17 protein-coding genes and 1 pseudogene are annotated in these 20,947 nt (G+C 23.7%); 12 read left to right on the forward strand and 6 right to left on the reverse strand.

Translation table 11 applies throughout. The features are described 5' to 3' along the window. Positions 1 to 234: 234 nt before the first annotated feature. The 6 genes from serC (at position 235) to WIGMOR_RS01385 (ending at position 10,240) form a co-directional block, all read left to right on the forward strand. On the forward strand, positions 235 to 1,323 hold the full coding sequence (serC, locus tag WIGMOR_RS01360; protein ID WP_014354050.1) for a 3-phosphoserine/phosphohydroxythreonine transaminase: 1,089 nt from the start codon (positions 235 to 237) through the stop codon (positions 1,321 to 1,323). Positions 1,324 to 1,361: 38 nt separating this feature from the next. Then, on the forward strand, positions 1,362 to 2,645 hold the full coding sequence (gene aroA / locus WIGMOR_RS01365) for a 3-phosphoshikimate 1-carboxyvinyltransferase (protein ID WP_014354051.1): 1,284 nt from the start codon (positions 1,362 to 1,364) through the stop codon (positions 2,643 to 2,645). A gap of 47 nt (positions 2,646 to 2,692) precedes the next feature. After that, positions 2,693 to 3,397 (forward strand): (d)CMP kinase, encoded by a 705-nt coding sequence (gene cmk, locus WIGMOR_RS01370; protein ID WP_014354052.1) that lies wholly within the window; start codon positions 2,693 to 2,695, stop codon positions 3,395 to 3,397. 64 nt (positions 3,398 to 3,461) lie between these two features. Beyond that, a complete protein-coding gene (gene rpsA, locus WIGMOR_RS01375) occupies positions 3,462 to 5,135 on the forward strand; it encodes a 30S ribosomal protein S1 (RefSeq protein WP_014354053.1) in 1,674 nt (557 codons plus the stop codon). Positions 5,136 to 5,264: 129 nt separating this feature from the next. Beyond that, a complete protein-coding gene (locus WIGMOR_RS01380) occupies positions 5,265 to 7,001 on the forward strand; it encodes an autotransporter assembly complex protein TamA (protein ID WP_014354054.1) in 1,737 nt (578 codons plus the stop codon). A 5-nt stretch (positions 7,002 to 7,006) separates the two neighbouring features. Then, entirely contained in the window at positions 7,007 to 10,240 is a 3,234-nt protein-coding gene (locus tag WIGMOR_RS01385; RefSeq protein WP_014354055.1) for a translocation/assembly module TamB domain-containing protein, read from the forward strand. A gap of 57 nt (positions 10,241 to 10,297) precedes the next feature. On the opposite strand, the gene ppa is transcribed toward WIGMOR_RS01385, so the two are convergent. The 3 genes from ppa to WIGMOR_RS01400 all read right to left on the reverse strand — a co-directional run bounded on the left by ppa (position 10,298) and on the right by WIGMOR_RS01400 (position 13,392). After that, positions 10,298 to 10,837 carry an inorganic diphosphatase gene (gene ppa, locus WIGMOR_RS01390; RefSeq protein ID WP_014354056.1) on the reverse strand — a complete coding sequence of 180 codons (540 nt, stop codon included), beginning with the start codon at positions 10,835 to 10,837 and terminating at the stop codon, positions 10,298 to 10,300. An 80-nt stretch (positions 10,838 to 10,917) separates the two neighbouring features. Next, positions 10,918 to 11,925, reverse strand: a complete 1,008-nt coding sequence (gene fbp / locus WIGMOR_RS01395; protein WP_014354057.1) for a class 1 fructose-bisphosphatase — start codon at positions 11,923 to 11,925, stop codon at positions 10,918 to 10,920. 483 nt (positions 11,926 to 12,408) lie between these two features. Further along, on the reverse strand, positions 12,409 to 13,392 hold the full coding sequence (locus tag WIGMOR_RS01400) for a polyprenyl synthetase family protein (RefSeq protein WP_014354058.1): 984 nt from the start codon (positions 13,390 to 13,392) through the stop codon (positions 12,409 to 12,411). Between the two features lie 145 nt (positions 13,393 to 13,537). Here WIGMOR_RS01400 and rplU point away from each other — a divergent pair, with 145 nt between their 5' ends. The 4 genes from rplU (at position 13,538) to WIGMOR_RS01420 (ending at position 16,478) form a co-directional block, all read left to right on the forward strand. Then, a complete protein-coding gene (gene rplU, locus WIGMOR_RS01405) occupies positions 13,538 to 13,849 on the forward strand; it encodes a 50S ribosomal protein L21 (protein ID WP_014354059.1) in 312 nt (103 codons plus the stop codon). A gap of 11 nt (positions 13,850 to 13,860) precedes the next feature. Beyond that, positions 13,861 to 14,118 carry a 50S ribosomal protein L27 gene (gene rpmA / locus WIGMOR_RS01410; RefSeq protein WP_014354060.1) on the forward strand — a complete coding sequence of 86 codons (258 nt, stop codon included), beginning with the start codon at positions 13,861 to 13,863 and terminating at the stop codon, positions 14,116 to 14,118. A gap of 100 nt (positions 14,119 to 14,218) precedes the next feature. Continuing rightward, on the forward strand, positions 14,219 to 15,235 hold the full coding sequence (gene cgtA, locus WIGMOR_RS01415; RefSeq protein WP_014354061.1) for an Obg family GTPase CgtA: 1,017 nt from the start codon (positions 14,219 to 14,221) through the stop codon (positions 15,233 to 15,235). Positions 15,236 to 15,299: 64 nt separating this feature from the next. Beyond that, a complete protein-coding gene (locus WIGMOR_RS01420) occupies positions 15,300 to 16,478 on the forward strand; it encodes an FAD-dependent monooxygenase (RefSeq protein WP_014354062.1) in 1,179 nt (392 codons plus the stop codon). A gap of 4 nt (positions 16,479 to 16,482) precedes the next feature. Here WIGMOR_RS01420 and WIGMOR_RS03530 read toward each other — a convergent pair. The 3 genes and pseudogenes from WIGMOR_RS03530 to tsaD all read right to left on the reverse strand — a co-directional run bounded on the left by WIGMOR_RS03530 (position 16,483) and on the right by tsaD (position 18,711). Then, positions 16,483 to 17,285, reverse strand: a pseudogene (locus tag WIGMOR_RS03530) (undecaprenyl-diphosphate phosphatase). A gap of 29 nt (positions 17,286 to 17,314) precedes the next feature. Next, positions 17,315 to 17,677: a dihydroneopterin aldolase gene (folB, locus tag WIGMOR_RS01430; protein WP_014354063.1), complete on the reverse strand. Its 363-nt coding sequence runs from the start codon at positions 17,675 to 17,677 to the stop codon at positions 17,315 to 17,317. Positions 17,678 to 17,700: 23 nt separating this feature from the next. Further along, complete coding sequence (gene tsaD / locus WIGMOR_RS01435) at positions 17,701 to 18,711, reverse strand: tRNA (adenosine(37)-N6)-threonylcarbamoyltransferase complex transferase subunit TsaD (protein WP_014354064.1); 1,011 nt, start codon at positions 18,709 to 18,711, stop codon at positions 17,701 to 17,703. Between the two features lie 193 nt (positions 18,712 to 18,904). On the opposite strand from tsaD, the gene rpsU reads away from it, so the two are divergent. Together rpsU and dnaG are read left to right on the forward strand one after the other, a co-directional pair. Continuing rightward, positions 18,905 to 19,120 (forward strand): 30S ribosomal protein S21, encoded by a 216-nt coding sequence (gene rpsU, locus WIGMOR_RS01440; RefSeq protein WP_014354065.1) that lies wholly within the window; start codon positions 18,905 to 18,907, stop codon positions 19,118 to 19,120. 50 nt (positions 19,121 to 19,170) lie between these two features. After that, positions 19,171 to 20,919 (forward strand): DNA primase, encoded by a 1,749-nt coding sequence (gene dnaG / locus WIGMOR_RS01445; protein ID WP_014354066.1) that lies wholly within the window; start codon positions 19,171 to 19,173, stop codon positions 20,917 to 20,919. Positions 20,920 to 20,947: the final 28 nt, after the last annotated feature.

Here is a 20,947-nt window from a genome sequence, read left to right on the forward strand (position 1 = left end):
ATTATAAAATAATAAAGTATTATTATATAATAAAAATATTTTTGTTAAATAAAACTTTATTAAAAATATAAAATTTGTATTCATTAATTTTTTTATTTTATAAAAAATATTCTATATAATTTTTTATAGTTTAAATTTTAAAATAAATAATATATGATAAATTTATAATATATAAATTCTTTATTAATAAGATTCAAAACATTCTATATAACTTATATGTAAGTCATTATTTATATGAAAAAAATTTTTAATTTCAATGCCGGTCCAAGCATGTTACCTAAAGCGGTATTAGTAAAAATAAAAAATGAGTTATTTAATTGGAATAATACTAAAGTTTCCATAATGGAGATAAGTCATCGTAATCAAAAATTTTTAGATTTAATTGAGATAATGAAAAAAGATCTAAAAGATCTTTTAAATATTCCTAAAAACTATAATATCTTGTTTTTACAAGGAGGAGCGCGTACACAATTTTCTAGTATTCCAATAAATTTAATCAAAAATGCATCAGAAACAGCAGACTATATTAATAGTGGATATTGGGGGGAATATGCAGCATGTGAAGCTAAAAAATATTGTATAGTAAATTTAATTGATGTAATTTATCAAAAAAAATCGCAAAAATTTATTTTACCTATGAAATTATGGAAAATTTCAAAAAATAGCAAATACATACACTATTGTCCAAATGAAACGATAGACGGAATTGCAATACATAATACGCTAAATTTTAAAAATAAAATAATTATAGGCGATTTTTCATCTACTTTTCTCTCTAGTCCCATTGATATTAATAAGTTCGGAATTATTTATGCTAGTTCACAAAAAAATATTGGTCCATCAGGAATGACTGTAGTAATTTTTCGTAATGATTTAGTTTTTAGTAAAAATATTACTATACCGTCTTGTTTAAATTATCAATTATTATATAAACATAATTCTCTTTTTAATACACCGCCAACTTTTACTTGGTACGCATCTAGCTTAGTATTAAAATGGTTAAAATCTCAAGGAGGATTATTAAACATGCATAAAATAAATCAAAAAAAATCTAAACTACTCTATAATGCTATAGATAAAAGTAACTTTTATCATAATAATATTGCTCATGAATATCGTTCTTACATGAACGTAATATTTCATTTACCAAATGAAACTTTGAACAATCTTTTTTTAAAATTATCGCAAAATTCTGGTTTGCTTTTTTTACAAGGACATCGCGTTGCAGGCGGTATTAGAGCATCTTTATACAATGCAATGCCAATATCAGGAGTTAAAAAATTAATAAAATTTATGAAATATTTTGAAAAAAATTATGGATAAAACAAAATTTAAATTTAGATATTGTTAGTATAAATAATATGAATAATAGTATTGTTATAAATCCTATTTCTTATGTGTACGGTAATGTGTATCTTCCAGGATCAAAAAGCATATCTAATCGCGCAATTTTATTATCGGCGCAAACCGAAGATCAAACACAATTAATTAATCTTCCAAATAACGATGATATCACAGTGATGTTGCAAGCTCTTAATTGTTGCAAAGTAAAATATAAATATCATTGCAACAATCAAACCTGTAACATTCAAGGCAATAAAAATGCATTAAAAAGTTTTGCCGAAATTATATTTCTTAAAAATTCTGGTACTGCTATGCGTTTGCTTACTGCAGCATTTTCTATAAGAAAAAATAATGTTGTTTTAATGGGCAGTGATAGAATGCATCAAAGACCAATTGGACCTTTAGTAGATGCTTTAAGACAAGGTGGTGCAAAAATTAATTATTTAAATAAAAAAAATTTCCCGCCATTAAAAATTTTTGGAGGATATCGTGGAGGTCATATTACAATTAACTGCAATATTTCTAGTCAATTTTTAACTGCTTTACTCATCATGGCCCCATTAGCACCAAAAGATACAGTAATTTATATAAAGAAAAAAATCACTTCACTATCTTATATTAAAATGACAATGTCTATAATGAAAATTTTTAATATTTTTGTTCAACATAATAATTATAAAATTTTTTATTTAAAAGGAAAATGTTTTTATAAATCACCTAAAAAATACGTTATCGAAGGAGATGCATCAAGTGCTTCTTATTTTTTAGCAGCAGGAGCTATAAAAGGGAAAAACGTGCAAGTTTTTGGTATAAATAAAGATAGTATACAAGGTGAAATTAAATTTGCACATATTTTAAAAAATATCGGTGCTAATATTCATTATGGAAAAAATTATATCTTATGTTCACGTAATCATCTTAACAGAATAAACGTAAATGTATTCGAAATGCCAGATTCTGGCATGACAGCAGCTATTGTAGCGCTTTTTTGCAAAAAATATAGTATATTAAAAAATGTTCAAAATTGGAAATTAAAAGAATGTAATCGCATAGAAGCAATATTAAATGGATTAAAAAAAATTGGAGTATATTACTTTTATAAAAATAATAATCTTATTATTCATCCTCCTAAAAAATTTATACATGCTACTATCGAAACTTACGAAGATCATAGAATAGCAATGTGTTTTTCGTTATTAGCTTTATCAGAAGTATCGATTAGGATTATAGATCCTAGCTGTGTCAAAAAAAGCTTTCCAAAATTTTTTGAAACATTAAATAATATCAGTTATTCAATTTAATTTTTTTTAAAAGAGTTAAAGCTTGTTGGTTAATTTAAAATATTAAAATGAAGAGGACAAATAGAAAAACCAAAAAAAATGTTATTACGATAGATGGACCTAGCGCTTCTGGAAAAGGAATAATCTCTAAAAATCTTGCAAGAATTTTCGGTTGGAACATTTTGAATTCCGGTGCAATATATCGATCTTTAGCATTTTTGTCAGTAAAAAATAAAGTTTCATACTTAGTAGAAAGTAATTTATTATTTTTAACAGATCAATTAAATTTAAAATTTAAAATTAAAAAAAATAAATTATTTATAATTTTAAATAATCAAGATGTTACTCTAAATATATTAGATGAAAAAATAGGAATTATAGCATCAAAAATTTCTATTTTTCCTTCATTAAGAAAAAAAATATTAAACATGCAAAAAAATTTTTATCAACCTCCAGGTCTCATAGCAGAAGGGCGTGATATGGGATCTATAGTTTTTCCAGAAGCTTCTGTTAAAATATTTCTTGATGCTTCATTAAAAATACGAGCTATACGTCGTACGAAACAGTTGCAGAAAAAAGGCTTTAATGTTAATTTTAAAGATATATTTTTTAAAATAAGGGATCGAGATAATTCGGATATAAATCGAAAAATAGCACCTTTAGCACCAGATTCGCAAGCTTTAATAATTGATTCTACATTGTTAAATGTAGAAGAAGTAATACAAAAAATTATTTTTTATACAAAACAAAAAATTAATTTAAACATAAATTAATTTAATTTTAAAAAATTTTATTCAATTTAATTAAACTAATTATAATACTTGAAGACTACAAAATATGACAGAATCTTTTTCCCAACTTTTTAAAGAATCTTTAAATGAAATTCAAACTCGTCCAGGTTCCTTAATTAAAGGTACCGTCATTTCTATTTTAAAAGATATAGTATTAGTAGATGCAGGACTAAAATCTGAATCTGCTATCCCTATAGTACAGTTTTTAAATTCTCAAGGAGAATTAGAAGTTAAAATAGGTGATGTAATAGACGTTACATTAGATGCGATCGAAGATGGTTTCGGAGAAACAATACTTTCTCGAGAAAAAGCTAAAAGATATGCAGCATGGTCACATTTAGAAAAAGCTCATGAAGAATCTACGATTGTAAACGGGGTAATTAACGGCAAAGTAAAAGGTGGTTTTACGGTAGAATTACACGGTATTCGAGCATTCTTGCCAGGGTCATTAGTAGATATCAGACCAATTAGGGATTCCGTAAATTTAGAAGGAAAAAATTTTGAATTTAAAGTTATTAAGTTAGATCAAAAAAGAAATAACGTCGTTGTTTCACGTAGAGCAGTAATAGAATCTGAAAATAGTGCAGAAAGAGAACATATTCTAAATAATTTACAAGAAGGCGCACAAGCTACTGGTATTGTGAAAAATTTAACAGACTATGGAGCATTTATAGATTTAGGAGGCATTGACGGCTTATTGCATATTACAGATATGGCTTGGAAACGAGTAAAACATCCTAGCGAAATAGTTGGTATGGGAGATGAAATTACTGTAAAAATTTTAAAATTTGATCGCGAAAAAACTCGCGTATCTTTAGGATTAAAACAGCTCAGTCAAGATCCATGGATTAATCTTTCTACTAAATACCCTGAAAATAAAAACGTATCTGGTAGAGTAACAAATCTTACAGATTATGGATGTTTTGTGGAAATAGAAGAAGGCGTAGAAGGCCTAGTACATATTTCAGAAATGGATTGGACAAATAAAAATATACATCCTTCAAAAGTAGTTCAAATAGGAGATATCGTAAATGTTTTAGTATTAGATATCGACGAAGATCGTAGAAGAATTTCGTTAGGATTAAAACAATGCCAACCAAATCCATGGAAAAAATTTTCTGAAATACATAAAAAAGGCGACTGTGTAAAAGGAAAAATAAAATCTATTACTGATTTTGGAATATTTATTGGATTAGAAGGCGGAATAGACGGATTAGTGCATCTTTCCGATGTATCATGGAATCTTTCTGGAGAAGAAGCAGTAAAAGAATACAAAAAAGGAGACTTAATTTCAGCAATGGTTTTACAAGTTGATTCAGATCGAGAACGTATTTCTTTAGGTGTGAAACAATTACTAGAAGATCCTTTTCATCATTACATCACAAAATATAAAAAAGGAGATATAGTAGACGGGAAAATTATCAAAAGAAGTGATAATATAATATTTGTACAATTAGAATCAAATGTAGATGGAATAATTAAAATTCCCGAAATATATGAAAAAAATATTGATGATATATGTAAAAAATTAAAAAATTTAGATACTTATAAATTAAAAATTATTAATATTGATCGAAAAAATCGTATAGTGAATGTTTCATTTTTGATAAATACTAAAAATAAAAAAATGAATCACGAAAAAATTATTCAAGAAAAAAGTTCAGATTCTTTTTCTAATGTAATGACGGAAGCATTTAAAGCAGCTACTAAAAGCGACTAAATAATTCATAGAAATTTTTTTATAAGAAAGAAATATTGTAAATTTTTATAAAAATTCAATTTAGTATGCACACAAAAATAGCTTAAAATATAAAGATGTGTGCAAAATATTGTTTAATATTTAAAATATATGCACTCATTATTATATGTAATTTTTTTTATTTTTTTTTCTATAACTTCGAAGTGTTACAGTAATCAAGTTATTTTAAATATAAAAAACTCTAATAAAATTATATATAATAAAATAAAAAAATGTATAAAAGAAAATAATAATCTGATTTTTAATGAAATAGAATTTAATTTAAAAATAAAAAAAAAAATAACGACATGTTTACGAATTATAGGATACTACAAGCCTCAAATAAAAATCAACTTTCTTGATACTAAAGATCAAAAAAATAGTATTTTAGTAATCAATATAACACCAGGATTTTCTACGAAAATATTTGATACAAAAGTGATACTGTATGGTGATGCTAAAAATGATTCAGACTATTTATTATGGATAACAAAAAATGTTCCAAAATTAGGTGATTCACTTAATCATGTCGAATACGATTTATTTAAGCAAGGACTGTCTGATATTGCTATAAAAAAAGGTTATTTTGATGCTAAATTTAAAATACATGAATTACAAGTGTTTCCTCAACGTTTTCGTGCTCGTTGGTATGTTATATTTGATAGCGGAAGACGTTATCGATTCGGAAAAACTAAATTTTATGGATCACAAATTAATACAAAATATTTAGAAAATATAACAAAAAAATATTTCTATAGATTTTATGATCTAGATATCTTATCAGATTTAACTAAACAGTTAGCTTCAACAGGTTGGTTTAATTCAATTACAGTATTTCCTAATTTTTCTTATTTTAACAAATCTGAAAAAATTATTTCATTAGATGCTATTCTAATTCCTACCAAAAAAAATAAACTAGAAATTGCTTTAGGGTACAGTGCAGATGGAGGATGGCATATTAAAAGTAATTGGGAAAAACCTTGGATTAATTCTTTAGGGTACAGCATGCAGACTAATTTCAATATTGCATTACATGAAAAAACTATGAATATTAGTTATAAAATACCCATGATTATGAATCCTATTCAGGAATATTATTTATTAAAATCAAAAATAAAATATTTGCATTTAAGTAATTTCATATCTAATTCTATAATCTTGACTGCTGCAAAATATTGGAATATTAACAATTTTCAAACAGCTATTGATATACATTGGATTTTAGATCATTCCATAGAAAATAACTACAAAAATAAAAAAAAAATATTAATTTATCCTGGATTACAAATTAATAGAGTGCATAAAGATACAAATATATTTCCTATGCGCGGAAATAGTCAACATTATACATTAAATATATCCAGTAATTTTTGGGGATCACATGTAAATTTTTTACTTTTACGTTCAGAAAATATATTGATTAATCATTTTATAAAAAAACATAGATATGTAATTAGAAATAATTTTGGATGGATTATCACAAATGCTTTTGAAAAAATTCCAATATCTATGCGATTTTTTGCTGGAGGCGATCGAAGTATAAGAGGTTTCAAATATCAATCTTTATCTTTTAGAAATAAAAATAACGATATTATAGGCGCTTTAAAATTATTTACAGTATCATTAGAATATCAATATAATTTTTATAAAAACTGGTGGAGTGTTATTTTTATTGATAGTGGTGACGCAAATAATCACTTGAAGTATCGTAATTTTAAAATAGGTATTGGATGTGGGATTCGATGGTTATCTCAAGTTGGACCAATTAAAATTGATATAGCTACGCCGATGTTTGAATCAAAAGAAAATCGACTAGAATTTTATGTCGGATTAGGATCAGAATTATAAAAATTATGTCACGTATTTTTTTAAAAATATTTTACATAAATCTAATATTTAACATTTTTTTATTTTTTTTTCATGTTACTTATAATTTACGCGTAATAGAAAATACTGTAAATTTTTTTATACCTAATTTGTTCATAAATAAAATACAAATAATTTCTAATAGCATAAATTTTTATTCTATTAAATATCAAAATAAAAAATTTGACTTAACAATCGATGAATTGCAAATATTTTTTAATTTTGATTTGCTAAATTACAAAAAAATTTTTAGTAGTTCTTCTAAATTGAAAAACATCAAATTGCAATTTAATTTCACACAATCAGAAATGAATTTTATTGAGAATATTGCAAAAGAAAAAAATATTTTTAGTTTTTTAATTCAATTATTTTTGAAAAATATTTATATAAACAATATTTATATTTATTGTAGAGACTTAATAATCTTTTCAGAAAAGATCATCATGAATATGAATTTTTTGAAAGATTCTATAGATATTAATTTTATACAAGCTTTGAACAATACTTTAAATGTTCCAATTAATGGGAATTATCAAAATAGCTTACTAAAATTAAAAAAATTATTGGAATCAAAAAATGTTCAAAGTTTTTTTATAAAAAACAAAATATCGTATCAAACAAAAAATATTTTAAGTTTTAATAAAAAAATTGGTTTTTTTAGCAACTTATTTGTTCCTGAAATTAGAAAAAATAAAATAAATAATTCAAGTAATTATAATAAAAATTTTTTACACAATAAAAACATTTTAAAAATAAATTTTAATTTTCATGGAAAATTAAATTATACAAAAAATTTTTTAAATTGGAATATAAAAACGAATTGTAATAATTTTTTTATTCTAGAAAAAAAAATATATGAATCAAAAATAAACAATTATTTTTTGGAAGGTTACATTTCCAAGATTAAAAAAAATTTAATAGAATTAAATTCTAAAATTATCTCTGATAATGATAAAAAAACTGCATATATTTTTGCATCATTTTATCATAATGCAAAATATATTTTGAAAATTAACAACTTTTATTTTTCCGTAGATGAAAATACAATCTTTTTACAAAGAAATATTGCAAATATTAATAATTTAAACATTCAATTTTATATAAATTTTGAAATACTCAAATTTAATGGAAATTTTAAATTGAATTTTAAAAAAGATAATAAAAATATGTATTTTTTAATTAATTTAAATAAATTTTTATTTGGTAGATTACAAATCGAAAATATTTATTTAAAAGGGGAAAGATTTAATATTTATAATTACAAAAATATTGTTTTTTATTTAAAAAATATAACAATTTTTAAGCAAATATTTGTTAAAAAATTATATTTTAATATTTGGGGTAACGTTTACAATCATATTGCATGTTTATTATTTCAAAAAAATAATTATATTAAAAAAATTAAAATCTATGGTACATATAATAATCAAAAATTTTGGAATGGTTTGATTAAATTTGAAAATTTATATAAAAAAGAAAATTCATACAAGGTACTTTTAAATAATTTTTTCGAAATAAATTTACATAAAAATAATTTTTTTATCAAACATTATTCAAAAAATAAAAAATTTATATACATTATTGCACAACATACTATTTTGCAAACTTCTAATACAATAAAAATACAAATAAGAGATACAAATATAGAAATTTTAAATTATTTTTTACCATCTAAAATTTTTTTAAAAGGATTAATTCACGGATATTTTGAACTATCTTTACAACAAGATAGGATAGTACCAGATATTAAAGTATATCTTACAGGCAACAATATCCATATAAGATATTATCAGGAATTTATTCAATGTAAATATTCTTTTGAAACTGTAAAATTTTTTACTATTTTAAAACAAGATAAAATATATTTATCATGGAAAACACAACTCGAAAATCATAGTAAATTTGAAGGATATATTAATATTTTAAATATAACAAATAAATATAATATATCTGGTTATATTTTATTTCAGAAAGTTCCGTTAACTTTTTTAAAACCTATTATGTTACATTTAAATATTACAGGTATAATAAATTCTGAAATATTTTTTAATAATTTTAATATTATTGGAAATACAAATATTCAATTATTATCTATAAATAATGAATTTATAAAATTAGAATTTATTAGCAGCGAATTTAATATGAAATTTTTAGGTAATATATGTATTTTAGATGGATTAGTGCGTACTAATAAAGGAACTTTAAAATTAAACGGTATAGCAAATTGGCTTGATAAAAATGTTCGACAGGTGCTTATTAATTTATCAGGAAATAAAATAGATTTAATTATATTAAATTTTATGAAGATAGAAGTTTCTCCTGATATCAAAATAAAAATTAAAGAAAATTTGTGTACTATTACGGGAAAAATTCAATTATCGCAATTTTTTATAGAAATTGAAAAAATTCCAAATCGTACTTTACGTATATCACCAGACGAAATTTTGTTTAGCAAAAATAATGTATCAAATATTTTAAATAAACGTAAAATTATACCGTATGATATTAAAATATATTCTAACATATCTATTTTTGTAGAAAATAACCTAGAAATTGATTTATTAAATATTAAAGCTAAATTAAAAGGAAATTTAAAATTTGTTAAAAATTTATATAACATTAATTTAAATGGTCGTATAGAAATTATTTCTGGCTATTTAAATATTTATGGACAAGATTTAGAAATTAAAAAAGGACAAATTATATTTTCTGGTCCTATTAAAATGCCATATATAGATTTAGAAGCAAATCAATATGCATTTTCTAACAAACAACATACAATTTCAAGCATGCAAATTTTTGGAGCATTAGATCATCCTAAATTATATATTTTTTCTGATCCAGAAAAATCAGATCAAGAAATATTCTCTTATTTATTAGATCAAAACAAAATTGATGCACCAAATTTTGATACTAAAAACATACTTGCTTCCATGTTATTAGAACTAGGAATAATGAAAAGTGAATATTTTATTCAAAAAATTGGAAATATACTAGGCATACAAAATTTATCATTAGATAAACAAGGATTAGGTAATAAATCGAAAATTCTATTAAGTGGAAGTTTATTTCCGAAATTAAAAATAAAATACGGAATTGGTATATTTGATATCACTAAATCAATATTAACGTTAAGTTATAAATTAACCAAAAATATATATTTAGAAGCTATATCGGAAGAAAATCAAGCGGTAGATATAATCTACCGATTTGATTTTTAAAATAAATCTAATATTTATTAGAAAGTTTTAAAATTGAAAATATAAAATAATTTATATTTAAGTAGATAACGATTGTTTACGATTAAAAGATGATATAATTTCTTTTTCAGCTTCTTGAATTCCTTTCCAAGAAATTACTTTAGTCCATTTTTTTTCTTCAAGATCTTTATAATGTTCAAAAAAATGAGTAATTTGTGACTTCAGTAAATGAGAAATGTCGTTAATGTTCTTTATTGCATTACTATATCCAGCAAGTAACTTTTGATGTGGAATAGCAATAATTTTAGCATCTTCTCCTGATTCGTCGATCATTTTTAATACGCCAATTGGTTGACAACGTATCACAGAACCATGTAATACTGGAAATGGAGTAGGTACTAATATATCTAACGGATCTCCGTCTAAAGAAATTGTATGATTTATATATCCATAATTGCATGGATAAAACATAGATGTCGGAATAAATCTATTCACAAATAATATTCCGGTATCTTTATCTACTTCGTATTTAATTGGACTAGAATGTGTAGGAATTTCTATGATTGCATAAATATCATGCGGAAGATTTTTTCCTGCCGGTACTGAATTTAAATTCATAATGTTTCCTTAATATTTAAAATAAGTTATATATAAAATATATAATAAAAAAGATCTAATTATTTAAAATTTATTTTTTTTTAATTTTTAATCGAATCACTTTGAGAATCTAAGATAAATTTTTTTACCATTTCTACCATAGATGCTGTTCCAGAGAAAAAAGGAGAACATTGATGTATAAATTTTGGAATGATATCTAAAATTCTTATATCACCATTAGTAGCTTTCCCTGACGCTTCTTCTGCAAGATATGCGATAGGATTACATTCGTACATTAATCTCAATTTGCCATACATATAAGACTGAGTATTTGGATATAAATATATTCCGCCTTTCAGCAAACTTCTATGAAAATCTGCTACTAAAGATCCTACGTATCTGGAAGATATTGGATTTTGATCATATTGATTTTTGCAATATTGAAGGTATTTTTTGATACCTTTTGGAAAAGAATTATAGTTTCCTTCATTAATTGAATAAATATTTCCTGTATCAGGAAATTTTACATTTTTTTGAGATAATATAAAAGTTTCGTACGATGGATGATATGTAAATATGTGTACTCCTGATTTTATAGTAAATACTAAAATAGTTGCAGGTCCATATAATATATACCCTGACATTATTTGTTGATTGCCTGGTTGTAAAAAATCTTGTTCACTTATTGAAATTCCAATAGGACTGACCCTAGGATAAATAGAAAAAATTGTACCAATAGGAATATTGATATCTGCATTTGAAGAACCATCAACTGGGTCAATAAAAAAGATATATTTACCATATTTTTCTTGTTCTTGAAATGTTATAATTTTTTTTTCTTCCTCAGAAACTATTCCTGCAATATTGCTGCATGTTTTTAATATATCTTTAAAATTATTGTTAGCAATGATATCTAATGTGATCTGATTTTCTCCGTGTATATTTTTTGTATTTTTTTTTTGAAAAAAATTTGATGTATTTCCTAAACTAACATGATAACGTATTATTTTAACAACTAATTCTATAATAGTAAAAAATGAGTATATTTCTTCTTTTGAAATTAAAAAATTATTATGATGATGAAAAATAAATTTACGTAGCGATATCATAAGTTCCCTTAAAACTAAATTGTTTTTTAATAACTAAACGATAAAATTTTTAAACGAATATAATAGTTTAATTTTTTAAAAAATAATATCAATTAAATTGAAAATTTTAATTTTTAAGAATTAATAACGTTTTTAATATTATACTGGATTAAAAATTTCGAAAGAAATTTCAAATTTTTGAAAATATTATATAATTGTAATTTTTTTATTATCTTTAGTAAAATTAAATGTTTTAGTTAAATTATATATGATAAATTTATTATTTTAAATAAAATAAAATTTTAAATAAATTTTAATAAAAAATTGAATCATTCAAATATTATCAAAATAATAAATATCTAAATTTTTAGATATTCTACATTGTATATTCGTGAATAAATGTGATTTATTGCTTACTGAAAACTCTATATTATTTAGTAACAAAATATCTTTCGCATTTATTGTTAATAATTATAAAAATTATAGATAATTATATCAATATTATTATTTATAATTTTTAACATGCTCCTTTAAAAATACTTTTGCGAGTGCTTTCAAACCTTGACGATATGAAGATGAAGGTAATACATTTAAACAAGAAATTGCTTTTTCTATTTTTAATTTTGCACAATTTAATGTAAATTCTAAAGAATTGTATTCGTACATAATTTTTAAAATGTTATGCAATAAGTGTCTTTGGTTTCCTACTCGTATTGCTGTTTGAATAAAGTTAAATTGTTTTTGATTACTGTTTTTCATCGCGTGTAGTAAAGGTAAAGTTAGTTTGCCATTATTTAGATCATTGCCTGCACACATTTCAGATCGAATGTTTTTTACGTTATAATCTGATACATCATTAATCAATTGAAACGAAATCCCTAAATATTTACCGTAATTTCGTAATGCTTTTTCTTCCATTAAATTGGCTTCGGATAGTATTGCACTGGAATACAGTGCAGCTTCAAAAAGACTTGCAGTTTTTTGATATATAATTTGCATATAATTTTTTACTGTAATGTTTGGATCATTTGCATATGTTAATTGTAATATTTCTCCTGTTGCAATCATATTTACTGAGTTAGCAAGTATTTTAAAAATTCGTAAAGAATTTAAAGAAGAAATCATTTGAAAAGCACGAGTATAAATAAAATCGCCTACTAAAATAGCAGATGATCTACCAAACATAAAATGTGCAGATTTTTTACCTCTACGAATTTTAGCATTATCTACGATATCATCATGCAATAAAGTTGCCATATGGATTAACTCAATTAAGGTAGATAAAGTAAAATATTTTTTTGTTTTGCATTTTAATGCTTTTGTCGCTAATATTATCGCAATAGGACGAATATATTTTCCTTTGTTTTTTAACATATATTTACTCAATTTATTAATCAATTTAATTTTTGAATTTAATTCAGTAGCGATTTTTGTATTTAAAAATAAAATATCTTGAGATATTAGTTTTTGAATGTCTTTTAGGTTCATATATAGAAATATAAAATTTAATTAAATATTACTATTTTCTATTATTTTATATTTTTAAAAAAGAAATAAATATTATCAGCTTGTTTTTATTTTACAATTTCACTAAAATAGAAGCTCAAAATTTATTAAATTTCGAGAAAAATGTATGTATGCAATTTTTGAAAGCTATGGAAATCAATACCGAGTGAAAAAAGGCGAAGTTTTATTTTTAAATAAAATTTCCGCTAATTTAGGGAGTGTTATTGAATTTGAAAAAATTTTGTTGTTATCTAAAGATAATCAAATATTTTTAGGACAACCGTATGTTCAAGGAGCACGAATATTAGCTAAAATCAATAATCATATTCAAAAAAAAAAAATTAGAATTATTAAATTTTCTCGAAGAAAACATTTTAGAAAAAATCAAGGATATCGACAAAAATTAACGAGTTTAAAAATAATAGATATTTGTTATTAAAAAGGTAAAATATGGCACATAAGAAAGCTGGAGGTTCTACAAGAAATGGTCGAGATTCAATCGGAAAAAGATTAGGGATCAAATTGTTTGGAGGACAGAAAGTGCACCCAGGAAACATTATTATTCGACAAAGAGGTACTAAATTTCATCCTGGATTTAATGTAGGATGCGGTAAAGATCATAGCTTATATGCTTTAAAAAAAGGCGTAATATATTTTAATAAAAATAAGAAAAACAAAAAAAAATTTGTCAATGTTCTCGTAGAATAAAATAAAAAAAATTTTATTGATATTGAAAACATCTAAAATATATTAGAGTTCATTTATTTTAAAAATTAATTTTATTTCAGTTTTTAATATTGGAGAAAAAGTGCATTTTTTAGATTACGCGACAATTTTAGTACAAGGAGGCAAAGGTGGGGATGGACTTATAAGTTTTAGAAGAGAAAAATACATCCCTTATGGAGGTCCAGACGGAGGTAATGGAGGCGATGGAGGAAACGTTTGGATTTGTTCGAATAAAAACTTGTATGACTTATCTAAATGTGTTTCTCGCAATTCTTTTATTGCTCAAAATGGACAAAACGGAAAAAAAAATAATGCTTCTGGAAAAAAAGGAAAAGATATCGTTATTTCAGTACCGTTAGGTACAAAAATATTTTACATGCGTAATACACACGAAATTGTTCTTGGAAATACAAAATATCATGATGAAAAATTTATTGTTGCTAGAGGCGGAAAACATGGTTTTGGTAATTATCATTTTAAATCTTCCGTTTGTAGAGTACCAAGAAAATGTACTACCGGTGAACCGGGAGAATCAAAAATAATTAACTTAAATTTTACTCTTTCAGCAAATGTTGGATTATTTGGACTTCCTAACACCGGACGTTCTTTATTTATGAAAACTGTTTCACGTGCAAAACCTAAAATTGCACACTATCCATTTACTACAAAATTACCATATTTAGGGGTAGTAAAAATAGATAAAAATAAAAAATTTATATGCATCGATATACCGAGCATTAAGATAGACCACTATGCAACAAATGCAAATAAGTTTAGTAAACATTTGCAAAAATGTAAATTAATTTTGCATTTCGTACATATAGATTGTTCAAACATAAAAGATACTATTAAAAATATTGAGATCAGCATAAAAATAATAAAAAATTTTGGAAATTTAAGATTAAAAACTTTTTGGTTGATTTTTAATAAATCAGATCTAATCTGCAATAAAAATCTATTTATGAAACAAGCAAAATTTATATCATATTCTACAGGATATCAAGATAACTTTTTTGTGATTTCTTCTCATACAAAACACAACTTAAATTTATTATTGCAAAAAATTTATGACTTTATTTTAGTTAAAAATAATAGATAAATATTATTTTGATTTATTTAATTTAATTAAAAGTTAATTTAATTTGAACTAATTTTTTTAAAATATGGAAAAAATATTTGACATTGTTATTGTTGGTGGAAGTATTATAGGAAGCAGTATAGCAATTAAATTGCATCAAGCAGGATTTTTAATAAAATTAATTGAAATGAAAACTCCATGTAGATTTATAAATAATCAAATTCCAGATTTTAAAGTTTTAGCTTTAAATAATACTTCAATACAATTTTTACGCGAAATTAATGTATGGCAAAAAATTGAAAAAAAATTTTACACTAAATTCAAATACATTGAAACGTGGAAAGATCCTTTTTTTCCAATATACTTTTGTTCTGAAATTTTAAATAAATCTAAATTAGGCGTAATTATTGAAAATTACAGATTATATCAAGAATTATTAAATGTAATAAGTTCTAAAAAAATCAATGCTCAATACAATACATATTTAAAAAATATATGCTATCTTCCTTCAGAAAATCTTTGGAAAATTCATTATGACAACGAAAAAACTATATTTAGTAGGATGATTATTGGTTCTGACGGACAAAACTCTTGGATTAGAAAAAAATCTGGTATACCTTATTTAAGTTTTCAATATAATCAAGCTTGCATGTTGATTATCGTAAAATTAAAAGTAAACAATAAAGATACCGTATGGCAATCATTAGATCCAACAGGTCCGAAAGCATTATTACCTTTATATGAAAATTGGGCATTGTTGATTTGGTATGATAATCCTAATTACTTATATGAATTACAAAAAATGCCTAATCAAAAAATTGAAAAAAAAATCATAGAGAATTTTCCTAAAAAACTTGGACCAATACATTTATATAAACATAAAGTAGTTCCTTTAAAGTTTTTATATGGGTATCAATATGTTCAACAAGGACTAGCATTAGTAGGAGATGCGCTGCATACTATACATCCATTAGCAGGACAAGGTGCTAATCTTGGTTTTAGGGATATAAAAATTTTGTCTGATTTATTAATTTCAGTTAAATCTGAAAAATATACATGGAATCACATATCAATATTAAAAAAATATGAAAAGAAATGTAGATTATATAATACAATTATGCAGTTTGGTATCGATACGTTTCGCTTATTATTTTCTCATGATTCTATTTTAACTGAAAATATATGTAATCCTATTTTTAATGTAGCAGAATCTTCTAAAATATTAAAAAAAATATTAATTAAATATGCTTCTGGAATTTTTTAAATATTCAATAATTTATCAAAATAAAAATAATATATGCAATTAATAATCTATATATAGCAAAAAATATTAAAGATGTACGATATAGAATAGGAATTAAAAATTTTCCTAAAAAAAACGATACTAAAAAAGATGTAAAAATACTTAAAACTATCAAATAAGCATTTATTATAAAAAAAGAAAAATTTTTATAAGTATCTATTATAAACGTTCCACAAGCAATAACAATAAATAATATTAAAGAAAATTCAAATGCAACTTTTCGTGTAAATCCCAAAATTAATCCTGTAGCAACTGTAATTCCTAGTCTAGAAATTCCAGGAAAAAGAGAAAAACACTGAATAAATCCAATAATTGATGCTTGATAATAATTTATTTGATATATATTTGTTACTTTTTTTGTGTCAGATTGTAATAATTCTGAAATAATAAGTACTATTGATCCTGCTATTAAGTGATATGTTATATGTTCAGGTAAATATATTTTTTGTATATCATGATAGAAGTACGTTCCTGTTACAAAAACAGGTAATAATCCTAAAATACAGCATACAAAAATTTTGAATAGTTTTTTTTTTCATTAAAATTACTTAATAAGTAATATGTTGTATTTTTTATATTATTTTTAAATATTAAAAATAAAGATAGTACTGGACCAATTTGAATCATTATTGCTAAATTCTTAATATTTTCTAAATTTATATTGAATAAAAAATTCATTAAAATTAAGTGTCCACTAGACGAAATAGGCAAAAATTCAGTAATGCCTTCTACGATGCCTAATACAATTGAAATTAATATTTGCTTCATAAATTTTTTTATAAAAAAATATGTTAAAATTATTGTTTTTTTATATGACGTATTATTGTAATACCTACATTCGATGCTTCTAAAATTGCTGAAGGCTTATTAATTGTTATTTTTATAAATGAAATAATAGAAAAATTAGTTATTAACATATCTACTATTTCTTCGGCAAGATTTTCAATTAAATTGAAATGTTTTTTCTGTACTAAAAAAACAATTGCATCTTTAATTTTTATATAATCTATATGATTTATCAATGAAACTGTATTTTTAGAACAACATGAACGAATTGAAAGCTCAATGTCTATAAATATTTTTTGTAAATAATTTTTTTCCCAATTGTTTATTCCAATTGAAGCCATAATTTGTAATTTTTTAATAAATAAAATGTTCATATTATTTTTTAACAAAAATTTTATTAAGGTTTTGAAAGATCTTCTAAACACCATCGTGGTCGAATAAATATTTTTCTTGATGCATTTTTTTTTAAACGGATTGACCCGACATAAGCAATCATAGCAGCATTGTCGGTGCATAAAGATTGTTTTGAAAAAAATAATTTCCCTCCTCTACTTCGCATTACTTGATTTAAACGTTTTCTAATAGCATGATTTGCACTGACCCCTCCTGCGATTACTAAATTTTTGCATTGAGTAAAATTTAGTGCTCTACGACATTTAATTTCTATTGTATCAAGTATTGCATCTTCAAAAGCACGAGCAACGTCGCAGCGTGTTTGATGATCTATTTTAGAATATGAACAAATAACATTTTTTACATATGTTTTTAATCCAGAAAAACTAAAATTTACTCCAGATTGTTTTATCATAGGTCTAGGAAAAAAAAATCTTTGAGAATTTCCATATTTTGCTAATATAGATAACTTTTTACCTCCCGGATAATTGATACCTAATAAATTTGCAGTTTTGTCAAATGCTTCTCCTAATGCGTCATCGAGACAATCTCCGAGAATTTTGTATGTTCCAAGACTATTTGCTAAAATTAATTGAGTATGTGCGCCAGATATAATTAGACCTAAAAATGGAAAATTTGGTTTTTTATTTTCAAGCATTGTGGTTAGTAAATGTCCTTCTAAGTGGTGTATGCCTACGGAAGGTATACTTAAAGAATATGCTAAAGCGCAAGCAAAAGAAGCACCGATAGCTAAAGATCTTTCCAAACCAGGTCCGGCTGTATAGGCTACTCCAGAAATGTCTGAAATTAATATATAAGACTTTTTCAATATTTTTTTAAGAGTAGATTGGATATATTTTAAATGATATTCGGATGCTAGCTCTGGTACGATTCCTCCATAGTTAGCATGCACATTTTTTTGATGTACGACTTTATTTATAATTAAACCTTGCTTTGTATCATAAATTGCTACGCTTGTGTCGTCACATGACGTTTCGATGCCTAAAATTAACATAAATATGAAAATAAAATGATAAAAGTAAATATTTTTACATATGTTTTATATTTTGTGTTATAAAATATAAGTTTATGATTTTATTATATTTTTCATAGAATAACTAGTTAAAATTAAATTTTTAAAATTTTTATAATATAATAAAAATTTAATACTAAATAATATCAAAAATTTTAATAAATAAGGTACATATATGCCAATAATTAAAATTCGTGAAAATGAACCATTTGACGTAGCTTTACGTCGCTTTAAACGTTCTTGTGAAAAAGCAGGAATTTTAGCTGAAGTACGTCGAAGAGAATTTTACGAAAAACCTACAACAGAAAGAAAAAGGGCAAAAGCTTCTGCTATTAAAAGACATGCTAAAAAAATAGCACGCGAACATGCAAGAAAAATTAGATTATATTAATTGTTTCAATTATATAAAATATTATAAATCTTTTTGCAAAAAATAAGAGTATGCACGTTTCACAGTTATTGATTAATGAATTATTGATAAAAACAGATATTGTCGATTTAATTCGTACTAAAATTAATTTAAAAAAATCAGGTAAAGACTATTTTGCACGATGTCCTTTTCATAATGAAAAAACTCCATCTTTTACTGTAAGCCCAGAAAAACAATTTTTTTATTGTTTTGGATGTGGTGTACACGGAAATGTAATTGATTTTTTAATTAATTATGATCATTTATCTTTTATTGAATCACTTGAAGTTTTATCATATAAAACAGGAATTAAAATTGATTATGAAAATAAAAAAAACTTTATAGATAACTGTGAATTAAATCAAAGATTTGAATTATATAAAATAATGAACAAAATTAATACTTTTTATCATAGATCACTGCAGTATTATACTTTGAATCCAGCAAATACATATCTAAAAAAAAGAGGTTTAAATTTCAAAATAATCCAAGAATTTTCTGTTGGATTTTCTAATCCTAAACAGATCAGTTTAAGTCAATATTTTAAAAAATCTCCAAATGATTTATCTCTATTACAAACTTCTGGAATGATTATATGTAAAAATCATGGAAAAATTTTTGATAGATTTCAAAATCGTATTATGTTTCCTATGAAAAATAGACACGGAAATGTAATAGCTTTTGGAGGAAGAATTTTAAATGATAAAACAACTCCTAAATATTTAAATTCTCCAGAAACAAAATTATTTAAAAAAAATACTTACTTATATGGATTATATGAAGTAAAAAAAAGAAACTACAGTATTAGTAAGCTCTTGTTAGTAGAAGGATATTTCGATGTTATTGCACTTACACAATATGGAATTCATTATTCTATTGCTTCTTTAGGCAGTACAACTTCTAAACAAATAGAACTAATATATCGTACAACAGACACATTAATTTGTTGTTATGATGGAGATTTATCTGGGAAAAAATTAGCATGGCGCACTTTAATAAAAGTATTGCCATATTTATACGATGGAAAGGAATTATATTTTGTGTTTCTTCCAAACGCAGAAGATCCGGATACTTTAATACGTAAAATAGGAAAAAAAAATTTTGAAAAAATTGTTAATAGCGCCCAATCTATGTCGACATTATTACTTAATAAATTGCTATCAGAACACAATTTAATACATACTGATGGAAAAATAAAATTTTTAAAATGCATATTGCCATTAATTAAAAAAATTCCAGGAAAAAAATTACGTTTATATTTGCGTAAAGAAATAGGATACAAACTAGGTATTTTAGAAGAACATCATTTAGATCAATTTTTATTTGCTGATAAAAAGAAAAAAATACATGTACAGGCTTCTCGAGATACACAAACAATTATGCATACATTAATAGGATTAATCATTCAATACCCCAAGTTATCACAATTAATATCTGAAAATAAAGAAAAAAAATTAAAAAAAATTAATCTGAAATACATTGATTTGTTTATAGAAGTAGTGCAAATTTGCAAACGAAATCTTACGATTAATACTGCACAAATATTAGAATATTTTCGAGATACTACATATTATTTTCAACTGAAACAACTAGCAATTTGGAATCATATGATTTCTAAAAATATTCTTGAACTAATATTCAATGAAACATTAGCTAGTGCATATAATATGGTATTAATATCTCGACAAAATATGTTAATTACTCGAGCTAGAATACAAGATCTAAATGATTTAGAACGTAAAGAACTATGGGAAATTAATAAAAAATTAGCAAAAAAATAAAATTTTTAACTGATTTGTATTAAAATTA

The sequence above is a fragment of the Wigglesworthia glossinidia endosymbiont of Glossina morsitans morsitans (Yale colony) genome, from assembly GCF_000247565.1.
GTDB lineage: Bacteria > Pseudomonadota > Gammaproteobacteria > Enterobacterales > Enterobacteriaceae > Wigglesworthia > Wigglesworthia glossinidia_B.